We start from the raw sequence: 13,308 nt of genomic DNA, 5'->3' as shown, positions 1-13,308 counted from the left end.
ACGTGCAGCATGAGGAAGCCCCCCGATGATCACTCTGCAGGAACCAGTCGCATCGCCGTTCGGCTATCGCTCGACCGCGCGCGAGGTGGTTGCGGGCATTGACCTGACCGGCAAAGTGGCGGTCGTTACCGGCGGCTATTCGGGATTGGGCCTCGAAACCGTCCGCGCCCTTGCCGAAGCAGGAGCGGCCGTCATCGTCGGCGCCCGTCGTCCGGAAGTGGCGGGCCGCGATCTAGCAGAGGTGCAGGGCGACGTGACGATCCTGTCACTGAATCTTGGCGACCCGGGTTCAATCGATGAGTTCGCTGGAGAGGTCGAGGCTATCACGCCGAAGATCGCGATCCTGATCAACAACGCGGCGGTCATGGCCAATCCGCTGACGCGCGATGCGCGCGGCTACGAAAGCCAATTCGCCACCAACCACCTCGGCCATTTCCAGTTGACCGCCCGGCTCTGGCCCTTGCTCAAGGCGGCCAACGGCGCGCGGGTGGTAGCGCTGTCTTCATCCGGGCACGCCCGCAACGGGCTCGATCTAGATGATCTCAACTTCGCCTCGCGCGAGTACGAGAAATGGACCGCCTACGGCCAAGCCAAGTCTGCCAATGCGCTGTTCGCGCTCGAGCTCGACCGGCGGGGGGCGGAACACGGCGTTCACGCGTTTGCGGTCGATCCTGGCGGCATCTTTACCCCGCTCCAGCGCCATCTTCCCCACGAAGAGCAGGTGGCGATGGGCTGGTACGACAAGGACGGCAAGCCCAACCCGCTGTTCAAGACCGTCGAGCAGGGCGCGGCGACCAGCGTGTGGTGTGCGGTCTCGCCGCTGCTCGAAGGCAAAGGCGGCGTCTATTGCGCCGATTGCAACATTTCGGCCCCATGGATGGAGGGGCAGCCGCCCTATCAGGGAGTGCACCCGCACGTTCGCGACGCTGCGCTGGCGGAACGCTTGTGGGCTGTTTCCGAAAGCATGACGGGCATCACGTTCGCGACCTAGTCCGTCAAAGCGCCTGCCGGTCGCCCGATTGCAACCTTATTCCTCGACGCACGTTTGGGCCTCGACAGTCCGGCAACGCAAAGCGCGAGGCATTACATGGAAGCAAATCCGATTAGGCCTCGCGCGTCGATTGGCGGAGTGCCGATCCATGCAATGCTGGTCCCGTTTCCGATTGCCTGCTTCACGGGCGCGCTGCTGACCGACATCACCTACGCCAAGTCGGCCGATATTCAGTGGACGAACTTCTCGCAATGGCTGCTCGCCTTCGGGCTGCTGATGGCTGTCATCGCGGGTCTGTTCGGACTTGTCGATTTCCTGTCAGGCCCCCGGCCGCGACCTTCCATCGGATGGTGGCATCTCGGGGGCAACGCCCTGCTGATGGCCGTCGCGCTGGTGAATAACTTTGTCCACGCGCGCGATGGGTGGACTTCGGTAGTGCCGACAGGTCTCATTCTTTCGATTGTAACCGTGGCCTTGATGGTCGTTACAGGCTTCCTGGGACACCGAATGGCCTATCGTCACGTCGGAGCACGGCCGTGAAGGCGCGCCTCGCCCTTGGTGCGACTGCCGCCGCATTGGTGCTTGCCGCCTGCTCGCATAACGTGGGGACGACAGAGGCGCAGACTGGCGGTCAACCTGTCCTGCCCGATCCGATCCAGTACCTTTTCCCGCCGATGAAGATCGCGACGCCGGTGGGCTGGAAGGCGGGTGAAGCGCCGACCGCTCCGCCGGGCTTCGTGGTGACTGCGTTCGCGAGCGGCTTGAAAGGGCCGCGAAATATCCTGCCCCTGGCGAACGGCGACGTGCTTGCGGTCGAGTCCGGTGGTCCGGGGACCGAGAACGTGCTGCGCCCAAAGAACATCATCTACGGTATGGTTATCGGCAAGGCGCACAGTCCGGTTAAGCCGGGCAATCGCGTCGTTTTGCTTCGAGACAGCAACGGCGACGGCAAGGCCGATCAGCAAGCGGTCCTGATCGACAAGCTGAACTCCCCGTTCGGGATTACCATGGTCGGCAACACGCTCTACGTGGCGGAGACCGACCGGGTGATGCGCTATCCGTTCACCGTGGGACAGACGCGGATCGCCGGTCCGGCATCGCTCGTCACCGAGCTTCCCGGCGGGCCGGTCAACCATCACTGGACCAAGAGCCTTACCGCCAGTCCCGATGGCAGCAAGCTGTATGTCGGTATCGGTTCGAACAGCAACATCGTCGAGCGCGGGATCGGTGCCGAATACCAGCGCGCGCAGATCTGGGAGGTGGACCCGGTGACCGGCGCGTCGCGGCCGTTCGCCACCGGCCTACGCAACCCCAACGGACTGACCTTCCAGCCTGCCACTGGCCAGTTGTGGACCGTGGTTAACGAACGCGACGAAATCGGCAATAACTTGGTTCCCGACTACATGACATCGGTGCGCGAGGGAGCGTTCTATGGTTGGCCGTGGAGCTACTACGGGCAGCATGTCGATATCCGGGTAAAGCCCGAACGGCCCGACATGGTCGCCAAAGCCATTCCCGCCGATTATGCTCTTGGTGCCCACGTTGCGGCACTCGGCCTTGCGTTCAACAGCTTCCCGGCGTTCCCGGCGCACTACGCCAACGGCGCATTCATCGGCGAACACGGCAGTTGGGACCGCAACGTGCCAAGTGGCTACCAGGTCGCCTTCGTCCCGTTTGCGGGCGGAAAACCGGCAGGGAAGGTCGAGACGTTCCTAACCGGCTTCCTCGGCAAGGACGGCCACACCCGCGGTCGCCCGGTCAGCGTGGCGTTCGATCGAGGCGGTGCGCTGCTTGTCGCCGACGATGTCGGCAATGTGATCTGGCGAGTTACGCCGTCAGCGGCGGCAAGAACCGTCTCGGCGGTACGCTAGCGAGCGGCCATGACATGAAAAACGGCGACCCACCGAGGTGGGCCGCCGTCCGTTGAGCCTTCGGGTCGCAGTAAAGACTCCACGACCACTCCGTAGCGCGTTCGCGGCCGCGAAACTTGTACGTTTGCGACAATATCGTGCGGCAAAGCAGATTATAGGATAAAGAAATTGTCGCTGGAGGGCCGATTTAACGTCAAATCAACCATGGGGATGCAAAACCGGCGCAGGGCGCGGATCGAACAGCCGGAAAGGTGGCGATGGGATGAAGCTGGCTGCAACGGTACTGCTCGGAGCCCTGGCGGTTGCGTCGTGTTCCAGCAGCGGTGCCCGACCCGACTATGTGGTTCGCATCAGCTTGGCGGATTTGCCGGTGCGCAAGGCCTCGCCCACGCCCGGCTTCGTCTCGATGGAAAGCCCTGAGCCGGCGGCGCGCTGAGCTAACGGAAGCGCTGCTCGTAACTGACCAGGTGTGCATTGGGCGCGCCGTAGAAGAACATTTCCTCTGCCGCCGAAAGCCGTTGCGTCGTCGAACCGCCAGGTCGCCGCAGGACCACCGACCAAGCATAGGAACCGGGTTCCAGCGCCCCCAGCACCGGCACCCGCGACCGGCCGTCTCCGCGCCTTGCGCCAATGCGAATCTTGTCGAGTGCGGCAACGGGCTTGATCCGCGGCGCCTCCTGCGGGGTGACTTCGGCGACGACGGCCTTCGGAAGGATCTGTTCGAACTGCAGGCCGCACGCCTGTTCCTCCGACCAGATCACGGTGGCGTAGCAGACGCGCGATTCCCACTTCAGTACGGCGGGCGCGCCGGCGGGGGGCGGCCGATCGAGCTGAAGACGCGCGCCGCGATCGGTCAGATCGACGATCAGGACGGTGCGACCGCCGCTGGGAAGTTCCAGACGCGCGGAAATCGCAACCTGATCGCGCGCAAACGCGCGCCGCTCATGGCCGAGCATCTTCATCTGGACATTGGGGCGCGCCATCGTGCCATCATCCAGCATCGTCGTTAAAATCGGCTAAAGAAACCGCCAAAGCTTTAGAACGCAGTCAACCATGCTGGGAGTGGGATGGAGTTCCGAAAGTGGCGAGCGTCGAAAATGTTGGCAGCGGACACGAACGCCTTGCGAGTCGTTTTCCCCCGGTTCGCCGTCAGTCGCCGTGATGAGCGCTTCCTGGGGCGGACTGGCGAATCAATTAATATCGCGATTCAAACCTTTGCTTCTTGTCAAGCGCGTTAACCTAACTCGTTGTTGACATCGCGCGATGATCGCCGCAGTTTCCGCAATTCAGGTTGTCCCAGATCCGGCCCACCGGACATTTCGAAGCTCAAGCGTCGACTGACCCCTGGACCCGCTTACGGCCCGTTCACCGACCAGCCCTCGCAAGAGCGAGTAGGGGCGAGGTCCGTCGTGGCGGGCACACCCATGCATCAGTGAATCGCGCGACCGCGCCACCCGGCAGGGTCGCATTCGGGGTCGTGACTCTAGCGGGCAAGTCTCGCGCGTTTCCGCGCGTCTGCAGCCCGCGTGATGTGGGAGAGATCAGATGGCTCTGCAGATCGACGGCACCTTTGTTTATGACGAAGGTTTCCTCATCGACGACAACGACGACGATGTCGGCGCGTTTTCAACCAGCATGCAGGCCGTTCTCGCGGGCCTGGGCACGCTTCCATTGCCGACGCCCGGGTACACCGGCTTTCCGCAATATGCGGAGAAGGACGACAGCGGCTTCGTCGTGACCGACCAACAGGTCACGGATTATTTCCTGACCGCCAGCAGCACGGGCGCCGCGTTCTCGACGACGACCGGCATCGCGACCGAACTGAAGGTCGGAACCACAACCGTCTATCTGTTTGCCGCGGTCGATCCGAACACCAGCCAGATCAACCCGAATGCGATTGTCGGCCGGATCGGCGACGATCCTTCGGGCGACATCGCCTTCGTGCTGATGCTCAACGAAACGAAGGACGGGGCCGGGATCGTGACGGACCTCGATTTTGGGCTGGTCGTCTATGCCCCGCTTGTCCACGATCAGGCTGACACGTCGAACTTCGACGTCGATACGCTCGACCTGCTCGGCACCGTCTATCTCGGCTACAACTTCAACACCGCAACCGAAGTGCCGTTCGAGAATTTCAGCGGCGTGAAGTCGGGCCAGGATGCCTTTGCGCCCGTCGTTCCGACGTCCGGCGCGAACACGGTCCAGCTCCTGATAACCGGATTTGCCGGAAACACGGTGGGTACGGTCAACGTCAGCGTGCAGGGTCTCGGCACCAACGCGCAGCACGTCGATCCCAACGAATCCATCCGTATCGACATCGTCTCCGGACTGGATACGAGCGGCGCCCTGACTTCCACCTTCGTGAAGGACGCGGCGAATATTCACTACACCGCGCATGCCAACGCGATCTCTGCGACGTTCGAGATCGACCAGTTGAACCCCACCAACAAGGCCGCGACGGTCAGCGTCTTCGCATTCCAGGACGAGGACACCGACGGAGCCGGGCCTGACTCAGCCGATTACCAGGGAACCCTGTTCCCGACCAAGGCGATCAGCGACCAGGGATCGGCGGTGGAGATCGACGCGGAGGACGTGCGTGTCCTGAACGCTGCGGACCAGGACATCACCGCCGATTTCGTTGCTCGCGGCGGGACGATTGTGGCCGACGGACTGGGCGTCAAGGTCACGGGGCTTCTGGCTAGCGAGCAGGTCAAGTTCACCAGTGACAACATTCCCTTCGATCGCTTCGTGATCACCAACACCTACAACGGCAGCGGGCCCAGCACCTTCGACGTGGGCGAGATCCACGTGACGACGCTGGTTGGCGGAACCGACACGGGCTACGTCGAACTCGGCTCGCACGTGATCTTCGAAGATGGCGGACCGTCTATCGCGCCTTCGACAGATACGGTTTCGCTGTCAGTGGCGGATTCCCAGCTTAACACCCCGGCCTCGCAGGATTTCTCGACCCTGTTCGGCACACCCGACTTCGGCCCGGACGGTGAGGGTTCGGTGACTTACAAGGTAGGGAGCGTGGACGGCACCGACAGCGGCCTGCTCGATACCGAGACGGGCCAGAAAGTGTTTCTCTTCCTCGAGGAAGGTGCCGGTCCCGACGGAACCGATCTTGTGGTCGGCCGGGTGGGCACGGCCGGCGGCGCGGCTGACGCGGGCGGCTTGATCGTCATGACGATCAGTTGCGACGCGCTGACGGGCGAGGTCACGCTCGAACAGGCGCGCGCGGTCTTCCATGACAAGAGCGACCCTCTCACCGACACGGTGGTCGGCTTTGCGAGTGAGACTTACGTCACGCTCACCGCGACCGTCCACGATTCCGAGGGGGCGAACGCCGACACCAGTTCGGCAACGGCGAATATCGGTCTCGCCTTCACCATTACCGACGACAACCCCGTCATCACGCCGCAGGATCCGAACAATCCGACGCCCAACGACCTGCAGGTTGCCAACGTGGACAATGCCTCGGATTCGAGCTCGTTCGGGCTCGATCCCGGCAACGACGCGCCCTACAGCTTCAGCATACTGAGCGCGCCCGATACGGACGGCTTCTCCTTCGTTACCACCAGTTCCGGCATCACCGGATACTATGACAGCGACGGCAGCGGCCCGAACCCGTCCGCCGAACTCTACACGCTGACTATCGACCAGGACGGCAACTACCAGTTCACCCTGACCGGTCCGATTGCCAGCACGTCGTCCATGCTTGATGTCACCGACATCAAGGCGGGAGGGCCGGACACCGGAAGCATCGAAGTCGGAACGACGGATACCACCGGGAACTATGTCCTGATCGATGGAGAGCCCGGCAATATCAATGAGAGCAACGGGTTTGTCGGCGTGAAGAATGGCAACCTGGATGCCGGGGAATCGATGATCTTCAGCCTTCACGGATCGGACGATGCGTTGCTGCCGGTCCTTGGCCTGGTCATCGGGACTAAGTCTGCGAAGGCGTCGACCTATCAGATTGAGATCGACTTCCACGATCCCAATCTGGCGCCACTGACCTACAGCCAGACGGTGCCGAAGAACACGGCTCTGACGATCGATCCCATCGGACTACACGCTGACGACCTGATCGACTTCATCACTGTCACGAAGGTCAGTGGTCCTGCGCTGAAGATCGGCCTCGGCGACATCACGATCATCCAGCCTCCGAACGACCTGACGCTCGACTTCAGCGTCCGGCTTGAGGATGGCGATCATGATTTCACCGACGCGAGCTTCAGCGTCGCGATCGACGGCAATAACGACGGCGTCTATCCGACACTGGGCTTCGCGCCCGCCGACATCGCCCCTGCGGGCATAGCGCCGCTCGACGATCACTCGCTGCTGATGGCAGCGATGCCGGTCGTGTAAGGTTCAGTCCGGTCGAGCGCGTCAGCAATGGTGCGCTCGACCGGCTCTGAGGGCCCCTATCGAAACACGACTGTCCGAATGCCGTTCAGGAAGACCCGCCGCTCTGCCGTCCAGCGGACCGCACGCGCTAGAACCCTGGCTTCGACGTCGCGTCCAATCCTGATCAGATCCTTCTCGGTCGAGCGGTGATCCACCCGCTCGACATCCTGTTCGATGATTGGGCCCTCATCCAGCTCTCCCGTTACGAAGTGCGCCGTGGCGCCGATCAGTTTGACCCCGCGCTCATGTGCCCTGCGATATGGCTGCGCGCCCTTGAAGCTCGGCAGGAAGCTGTGGTGGATGTTGATGCATCGCCCCGCCAATTGGTCGACGACCCGGGGGGACAAGACCTGCATGTAACGGGCGAGCACGAGATAGTCGGCATCGGTTTCGCGCAAGAGGGCGATAAGCTTCTCTTCCTGTTGCGGGCGATCGGCCGCTCCTACCGGTAGATGGTGATAGGCTATCCCGTGCCACTCGGTCAGCTTGCGCAGGTCGGGATGATTTGAAACCACGCCGACGATATCGACGGGCAGGTTACCCGTCTGCCAACGATGCAGGAGATCGTTCAGGCAGTGGCTGCTTTTTGAAGCCGCGATGAGCAGCTTGGGCCTGTGCGCGGACGACTGCAGCTCCCAAGTCAGGTCGAACTCTGCGGCAATCGGAGCGAATCCGGCCCGCAGCTCCTCGAGCGTTTCCGGAAATGCATCGCCCGTCGCCTTGAACTCGACCCGCAGAAAAAAGCGCCCCGCCTCAAGATCGGCATACTGCTGGCTGTCCAGGATGAAGCCGCCGATACTGGCCAGATGCCCGCTGACCGCCGCGACGATTCCTATCCGATCGAGGCAGGAGAGGGTCAGAATGTAGGAGGGCTGGTCTGTCGCGCTGATCATCACGCAACGTTAGTCGCCGCCATGCGCAACCACCACGCCCAAATAGTATCGATCTTCGCGATAGCCGCGATCCAGTATCATTTTCCGTCTTGAAGACCCAGTCTGCAGCTTGCAGCGGCCGAGGGAACGGATTCCGCCCCCATCGGCGGTTGATCTTCGGGACGAGGCCCGGCTACGGGCAGCCATGGCGTCATCTGACGAACTCCCGACCTTCATCACCTCGAGCTTCCGCTCCGTGTGGGCGCTCGAACTCCTTCTGCTTTTGAAACGCGAAGCGACTGCCAGATCCTCCGAGGAGTTGGTCGAGCAAATGCGCGCGAGTTCCTCGGTGGTCGAAAAGGCGCGCCAAGAGCTCGTGGCCGCTGGCCTCGCCGGGACGGATGGACCCATGATACGCTATATGCCGGTCAGCCCGGCAGTTGCGGCCCTTGTCGAGGAGACAGAGGAACTTTACGCTTCCCGACCCGACCGGGTGCGGCGGCTGATCGTGTCCTACTCCAACCGCGGCCTGACGGCGTTTTCTGATGCATTCCGGCTGAAGGACTGAAGGTGGACGAGTTTTTTCCAGCCGCTGTCTACATTCTTTGCTTCATCACGAGCAGCGCCTGCGCTTTTCTTCTCGGGCGCAGCTACCGTTCCTCGGGTGCCCGGCTGCTCCTCTGGAGCGCCGCATGTTTTGTATTTCTGGCAGCGAACAACCTTTTCCTAGTGCTCGATCTGCTGGTCTTCCCTGACGCCAATCTGCGCATTGCCCGGCTTCTCACGGCTTTAGCTGCCGTTGCCGTGCTGATTGTGGGGTTCATCTGGGATGCGGAAACCGAATGATGGCGACGATGATCGACTTTTTATCCGGCGCGATCACGTTCGGCTTTCTCTTCGCAGCGGTATTCTTCCTGAGATTTTGGCGCCAGACAGGTGATCAGCTCTTTGTAGCCTTCGCAGTCGCCTTCGCCATATTGGGATTGGGTCAGGCGGTGCAGGTCTTTGCCAATATCGCGCAGGAGGATCAGAGTTATATCTACCTCATTCGCCTGGTAGCGTTCACCAGCATCATCTGCGCGATCATCTGGAAGAACCGCGGAACCTGATCTATCTGCATTCAGCTGCCCCGCCTCGTCAGATTACCCAGGTCTAAGTCCTGCTTGGTGACAGAGCCACCAACTAGATTTTAGAACGGAAACCACGCCTGTATCGCGACGACAGCTACCGCCCAGGTCAACAGATTGAGCGGAATGCCGACTCTTACAAAGTCCATGTAGCTGTAGCCACCGAGTTGATAGACCAGCGCGTTGGTCTGATACCCGAACGGCGTGGCAAATGCCGCACTGCCAGCGACCATTACCGCAACCAAGAAAGGCCGCGGGCTGACGCCAAAGGCTTCGGCCAGGGAGATGGCGATCGGCGTGAACAGGACGGCGACGGTTGCGTTGGAAAGCAGCTCCGTCGCAAATAAAGTGACGCCGTAGATGATAACCAAGGCAAGCAGCGGGGTCAGTTCACCGAGTGAGGAGACCAAGTCTCTCGTAACCGAGCCTGCGAGGCCCGTGACATCGAGCGCGATGCCAAGGACGACCATGCCCGCGATCAGCATCAGAACGTCGGCGCGCAGGCCCCGGTAAGCTTCGTCGGCGGTTATGACCTTGCAGGCAATGAGCAGAACCGCACCGGCGAAAGCGCATGCTGCAATCGGAGCCACATTCAGGGCTGCCAGAATGACGACCGAAACGAAGACGCCTGCCGAGGCGATAGCGGCCACTGGCCGCAGAGGTGAGTGCTCGGCGAACGATCGTGCATTTCCCATTTGGGCACCGGTTAGTCCGGGCTCCTCAAGCTCGGACACTCCGCCCGGAGCTTCTTCGCCGTCGTTTACGCGGATCAACCTCTCACCGAAGACGAACAGATAAAGCCCTCCGGCCAGCGCCACCGCCACGCCCACGGGCGTGATCTCGAAGATTCCAAACCGGGGTTGGCCTCCGACCGATGCCATGTCGCTGACGAGCAGGTTGGTCGAAGTTCCGATCAGCGTACAACAGCCTCCGAGAACCGCGGCGTAGGACAGTGGGATAAGAAAGCGCTTGGGAGACAGTCCGAGCGTGCGCGCGACATCGCGAACCACAGGCGCTGCGAGGACGACGATGGGCGTATTATTCAGGAAAGCAGAGGCCCCGCCCGACAGGCCGATCAGAACCCAGAGGCCGGCCTTGCCGATGCGGTTGCACAGCCGCGTGACGATGCGAATGGCGGCATCCAGCAGGCCGCTCAGTTCCATTGCGTAAGCAATGACGAACAGTGCAGCCAGGGCAATGATTGCCGGGCTCGCAAAAGCCGCTTCGACTTCAATGGGTCGAACCACACCCGTCATAAGCAGCACCGCTGCACCACTCAACGCAACGACGTCCGAGCGAACCTTGTCCAGGATCAGCGCCGCAACGACTGCGGCCAAGACCGCCAAGGTGATCCACTGGCTTGCACTCATGGCGCCGTTATGCGCAAGCGGCAACGGAAGGCAAACCGCGAGCACGGAAGTTCAAACATCACGTCTTCCGTGATAGGCCACGGGTGATGCTGAAGATTTGCACTACTGTGTTGCTCTGCTCGACGCTTTTGGTGGCATGCAACCGCCGTGAACCCCAACCGCCACCGACGCTCGCCAGTCCGGCGCCCAAGCTGCCAATAGTGCAGGTGTCGGAACCGCCTCTGGATCGCGCGGCGGTCCTGGATGCGATAGGAAGGGCGGCAAACGCTGCTGCGCTCGGTCTGGCTGATCAAGGGCAGGCTGATCTGGATGGGAAGCGCTTCGAAGTTCGCATGCGCTTTGGCTGCCCAGGTGCGTCCGCCGACAGCAGGACACGCCGCTGGTCGCTGGACACCGCTAAGCATATCCTCCGCGTTGCTGTCGACCCGGAGATTACACGCGACTCCCCTGAGCTCAAGTGGGTGGTTTCGGGTGACTTCGAGGACGCCGAAGGATTTTGGCTGTATAGGCCCTGGCTGCAGTCAGCGGGCTGCGTTCGTGTCGAAAATGATAGAGAGGCTGGAGGAGAGGCGCCTGGGAAGAGCGAGCCCGGCATCGTTGCCGAGCCGCCGCGGGTGGGCATCGTTCAGATCTATCGCGAGACTGACACGCGATCGCGCCGGCGCGATCGGCGTGGCCTCAAGGTGACCAAGGCCATGCCTGACGCGATGGAAACCGGCGGTGAAGGGTTCGACCTCGTCGTTGAGGGACGTTTGCGGGCGCAGTCCGGGCAGCCCGTGATCAGTTGCCGGGTGGTGAGCGATTCACTGCCGCCATCATGCCTGATAACCGGGACGTTTGATCGGACGGCAATCGAGCTTCCAGACAGTCACGAAGTTCTCGCCGAGTGGAGCGGGAGCTAAGCTTACTCCTTACGAGACCGGCATCGTCCAGACGATCGCGACAAGCGCAAGCGACGCAATCGTGACGGCAGTGGTGAACGCACGCAGGTTGATCATCTCGGCCGTCTGAATGACGTGCGCGCTCAATCTGCGCGTAACCGCGCAGGCCCTGCGTTCGGCCAGAACCATGATGACCGCCGCAAGACCCAGAAAAACCGTCGCAATCGCCCGCGGCACCCAGGCCGGCTCGACTTTCGAGAAGAGAGCGTGGAGTCCGATGCCAAAGCGACGCATCCAAGGCTGGTGCGCATCCAGCCGGCAAATGTGCGCTCGCTTGCCAACAGCGTGCGGTCTTCGGCAAACTGCGTGCGCAGCTCGGATTTCGTCTCTTTGTCGCTCTCCACGAGAGTTGAACGCTTGGTCAGGGGAGAAGTGCCAAACGCCAAGCCCCCGTACGGAGGCTAACTTGTGGCTGGCTCAGGTTGGGCGGCAGAGGCGAAGGCGCGCGACAGTCCGACGTAAAGCTTTTCCGGGCAGATCAATGCGCTGACGCCGTCGGCGATGAGGGCGGTCGCCAACATCGGCAGTACCATTGCCCGGCCGGAAGTGGTCTCCATGAGAATGATGACCGCGGTGAGGGGAGCGCGAACCACGCCGACGAAATAACCGGCCATGCCCACCAGCACGATGGAGGCGGGCTGCGCATCCGGAAAAAACGGCGACAGCGCGTTACCCACGCCGGCTCCTACCGCCAGCGAGGGGGCGAAGATTCCGCCCGGCGCCCCGCTCAGCGCCGTAGACAGCGAGGCCACGAATTTCGCCAGACCGAACCAGGCCGGGAGGTGCCCGCCCTCAACCAGCAGCCGCGCGGGCGTATAGCCGGTGCCCCAGGTTGCGCCGCCGCTCCCAACGCCGACGGCGCCGACAACAAGCCCGCAGCAAAGCGCGAGAAGCAGTGGGCGACGCTTGATCGCTCCTCGCCAGCCACGCGCGGCGTTGGTAAATCCGAGCAGGGCGCGGGAAAAGAGGCCTCCCGCAACACCTCCACATACACCCACCACCGGGGCGACTATCAGGGTCGAGCGAAAGGACAGCGTCGTCTGGACCGACCCGAAATAGACGTAGTCTCCGGCCGCCACCATGGTCGTCAGCCCCGCGATCATGACCGCCCCCATGACTAAAAGCGCGACCCGCTGTTCGTAGGCGGAAGCAAGTTCCTCAATCGCGAAAGCCACTCCCGCAAGGGGGGTATTGAACGCAGCCGAGACGCCAGCTGCGCCACCGGCGATGATCACGCCGGAGGTCATCGGCACGCGGAGCAGGCGATGGACATACGCCATAGTCGCCGCGCCGACCTGTACCGTGGGGCCTTCGCGGCCGACCGATGCTCCTCCGAGAAGCATGACAAGGGTCAAAATCAGCTTTCCGATCCCGGTTTTGAGAGCGAACAGGGCGCGGCTGCCACTGCTGTCGGGCAAGCGTGCAGCGGCAATGATCTGCGGGATACCGGAGCCACGTGCATTGGGCAGCCATCGCCGTGTCGCGAACGCGACGAGCACGAACAAGGCCGGGGTGAGCGCAAGCGGAGCCAGCGGGAACCGCACAACTAGCGCGTCAAACGCCTTTTGAGCGAGATCGGCCGAGGCCGCGAACCCCAGTGCGACGGCTCCGACGAGCACCGCCCCAAGGCCGGTAGCCACCCGACGATGGACTTCGTCGATCGATACGCCGCGATCGGAAAACCGGGCCAGCCAGTCCAGCACACGTCGGTTTTTCATAAAGC

At 62.3% G+C, this 13,308-nt stretch carries 14 protein-coding genes and 1 pseudogene; 9 read left to right on the top strand and 6 right to left on the bottom strand.

Going from position 1 to position 13,308, the window contains the following annotated elements:
- Window positions 1-25: 25 nt before the first annotated feature.
- The 4 genes from ACFO0A_RS14185 to ACFO0A_RS14170 all read left to right on the top strand — a co-directional run bounded on the left by ACFO0A_RS14185 (window position 26) and on the right by ACFO0A_RS14170 (window position 3,298).
- The gene (locus ACFO0A_RS14185; protein WP_379539702.1) at window positions 26-991 is read left to right on the top strand and encodes an oxidoreductase; all 966 of its coding nucleotides are present in this window, start codon (window positions 26-28) and stop codon (window positions 989-991) included.
- A 96-nt stretch (window positions 992-1,087) separates the two neighbouring features.
- On the top strand, window positions 1,088-1,531 hold the full coding sequence (locus tag ACFO0A_RS14180; RefSeq protein WP_379539700.1) for a DUF2231 domain-containing protein: 444 nt from the start codon (window positions 1,088-1,090) through the stop codon (window positions 1,529-1,531).
- Entirely contained in the window at window positions 1,528-2,862 is a 1,335-nt protein-coding gene (locus tag ACFO0A_RS14175; RefSeq protein ID WP_379539699.1) for a PQQ-dependent sugar dehydrogenase, read from the top strand. Before ACFO0A_RS14180 ends, ACFO0A_RS14175 begins: the two co-directional genes overlap by 4 nt.
- 262 nt (window positions 2,863-3,124) lie before the next feature.
- A complete protein-coding gene (locus ACFO0A_RS14170; protein WP_379539697.1) occupies window positions 3,125-3,298 on the top strand; it encodes a hypothetical protein in 174 nt (57 codons plus the stop codon).
- A 1-nt stretch (window position 3,299) separates the two neighbouring features.
- Here ACFO0A_RS14170 and ACFO0A_RS14165 read toward each other — a convergent pair whose 3' ends face one another.
- Window positions 3,300-3,863, bottom strand: a complete 564-nt coding sequence (locus tag ACFO0A_RS14165; RefSeq protein ID WP_379539696.1) for a PilZ domain-containing protein — start codon at window positions 3,861-3,863, stop codon at window positions 3,300-3,302.
- Window positions 3,864-4,407: 544 nt separating this feature from the next.
- On the opposite strand from ACFO0A_RS14165, the gene ACFO0A_RS14160 reads away from it, so the two are divergent.
- Window positions 4,408-7,236 carry a DUF5801 repeats-in-toxin domain-containing protein gene (locus ACFO0A_RS14160; protein WP_379539694.1) on the top strand — a complete coding sequence of 943 codons (2,829 nt, stop codon included), beginning with the start codon at window positions 4,408-4,410 and terminating at the stop codon, window positions 7,234-7,236.
- Window positions 7,237-7,292: 56 nt separating this feature from the next.
- Here ACFO0A_RS14160 and purU read toward each other — a convergent pair whose 3' ends face one another.
- Window positions 7,293-8,168 carry a formyltetrahydrofolate deformylase gene (gene purU / locus ACFO0A_RS14155; RefSeq protein ID WP_379540020.1) on the bottom strand — a complete coding sequence of 292 codons (876 nt, stop codon included), beginning with the start codon at window positions 8,166-8,168 and terminating at the stop codon, window positions 7,293-7,295.
- 184 nt (window positions 8,169-8,352) lie between these two features.
- Between purU and ACFO0A_RS14150 the strand changes: the two genes are divergently transcribed.
- From ACFO0A_RS14150 to ACFO0A_RS14140, 3 genes are read left to right on the top strand one after another with little or no spacing between them, the layout of a single operon-like run.
- Complete coding sequence (locus ACFO0A_RS14150) at window positions 8,353-8,715, top strand: hypothetical protein (protein ID WP_379539692.1); 363 nt, start codon at window positions 8,353-8,355, stop codon at window positions 8,713-8,715.
- 2 nt (window positions 8,716-8,717) lie between these two features.
- Entirely contained in the window at window positions 8,718-8,993 is a 276-nt protein-coding gene (locus tag ACFO0A_RS14145; RefSeq protein ID WP_379539691.1) for a DUF5985 family protein, read from the top strand.
- On the top strand, window positions 8,993-9,256 hold the full coding sequence (locus tag ACFO0A_RS14140) for a DUF5985 family protein (RefSeq protein ID WP_379539689.1): 264 nt from the start codon (window positions 8,993-8,995) through the stop codon (window positions 9,254-9,256). Before ACFO0A_RS14145 ends, ACFO0A_RS14140 begins: the two co-directional genes overlap by 1 nt.
- An 80-nt stretch (window positions 9,257-9,336) precedes the next feature.
- On the opposite strand, the gene ACFO0A_RS14135 is transcribed toward ACFO0A_RS14140, so the two are convergent.
- On the bottom strand, window positions 9,337-10,644 hold the full coding sequence (locus ACFO0A_RS14135) for an SLC13 family permease (protein WP_379539687.1): 1,308 nt from the start codon (window positions 10,642-10,644) through the stop codon (window positions 9,337-9,339).
- Window positions 10,645-10,730: 86 nt separating this feature from the next.
- Here ACFO0A_RS14135 and ACFO0A_RS14130 point away from each other — a divergent pair, with 86 nt between their 5' ends.
- On the top strand, window positions 10,731-11,546 hold the full coding sequence (locus ACFO0A_RS14130) for a hypothetical protein (protein ID WP_379539686.1): 816 nt from the start codon (window positions 10,731-10,733) through the stop codon (window positions 11,544-11,546).
- A 9-nt stretch (window positions 11,547-11,555) separates the two neighbouring features.
- On the opposite strand, the gene ACFO0A_RS14125 is transcribed toward ACFO0A_RS14130, so the two are convergent.
- The 3 genes and pseudogenes from ACFO0A_RS14125 to ACFO0A_RS14115 form a co-directional block, all read right to left on the bottom strand.
- Window positions 11,556-11,819 carry a hypothetical protein gene (locus tag ACFO0A_RS14125; RefSeq protein ID WP_379540031.1) on the bottom strand — a complete coding sequence of 88 codons (264 nt, stop codon included), beginning with the start codon at window positions 11,817-11,819 and terminating at the stop codon, window positions 11,556-11,558.
- Between the two features lie 17 nt (window positions 11,820-11,836).
- A pseudogene (locus ACFO0A_RS14120) lies at window positions 11,837-11,929 on the bottom strand (YidH family protein); the annotation flags it as partial.
- Between the two features lie 57 nt (window positions 11,930-11,986).
- The gene (locus tag ACFO0A_RS14115; RefSeq protein ID WP_379539684.1) at window positions 11,987-13,303 is read right to left on the bottom strand and encodes a chloride channel protein; all 1,317 of its coding nucleotides are present in this window, start codon (window positions 13,301-13,303) and stop codon (window positions 11,987-11,989) included.
- Window positions 13,304-13,308 lie beyond the last annotated feature (5 nt).

This window comes from Novosphingobium tardum (assembly GCF_042652045.1).
Lineage (GTDB): Bacteria > Pseudomonadota > Alphaproteobacteria > Sphingomonadales > Sphingomonadaceae > Novosphingobium > Novosphingobium tardum.
This window is presented reverse-complemented; position numbering and strand designations above follow the sequence as displayed.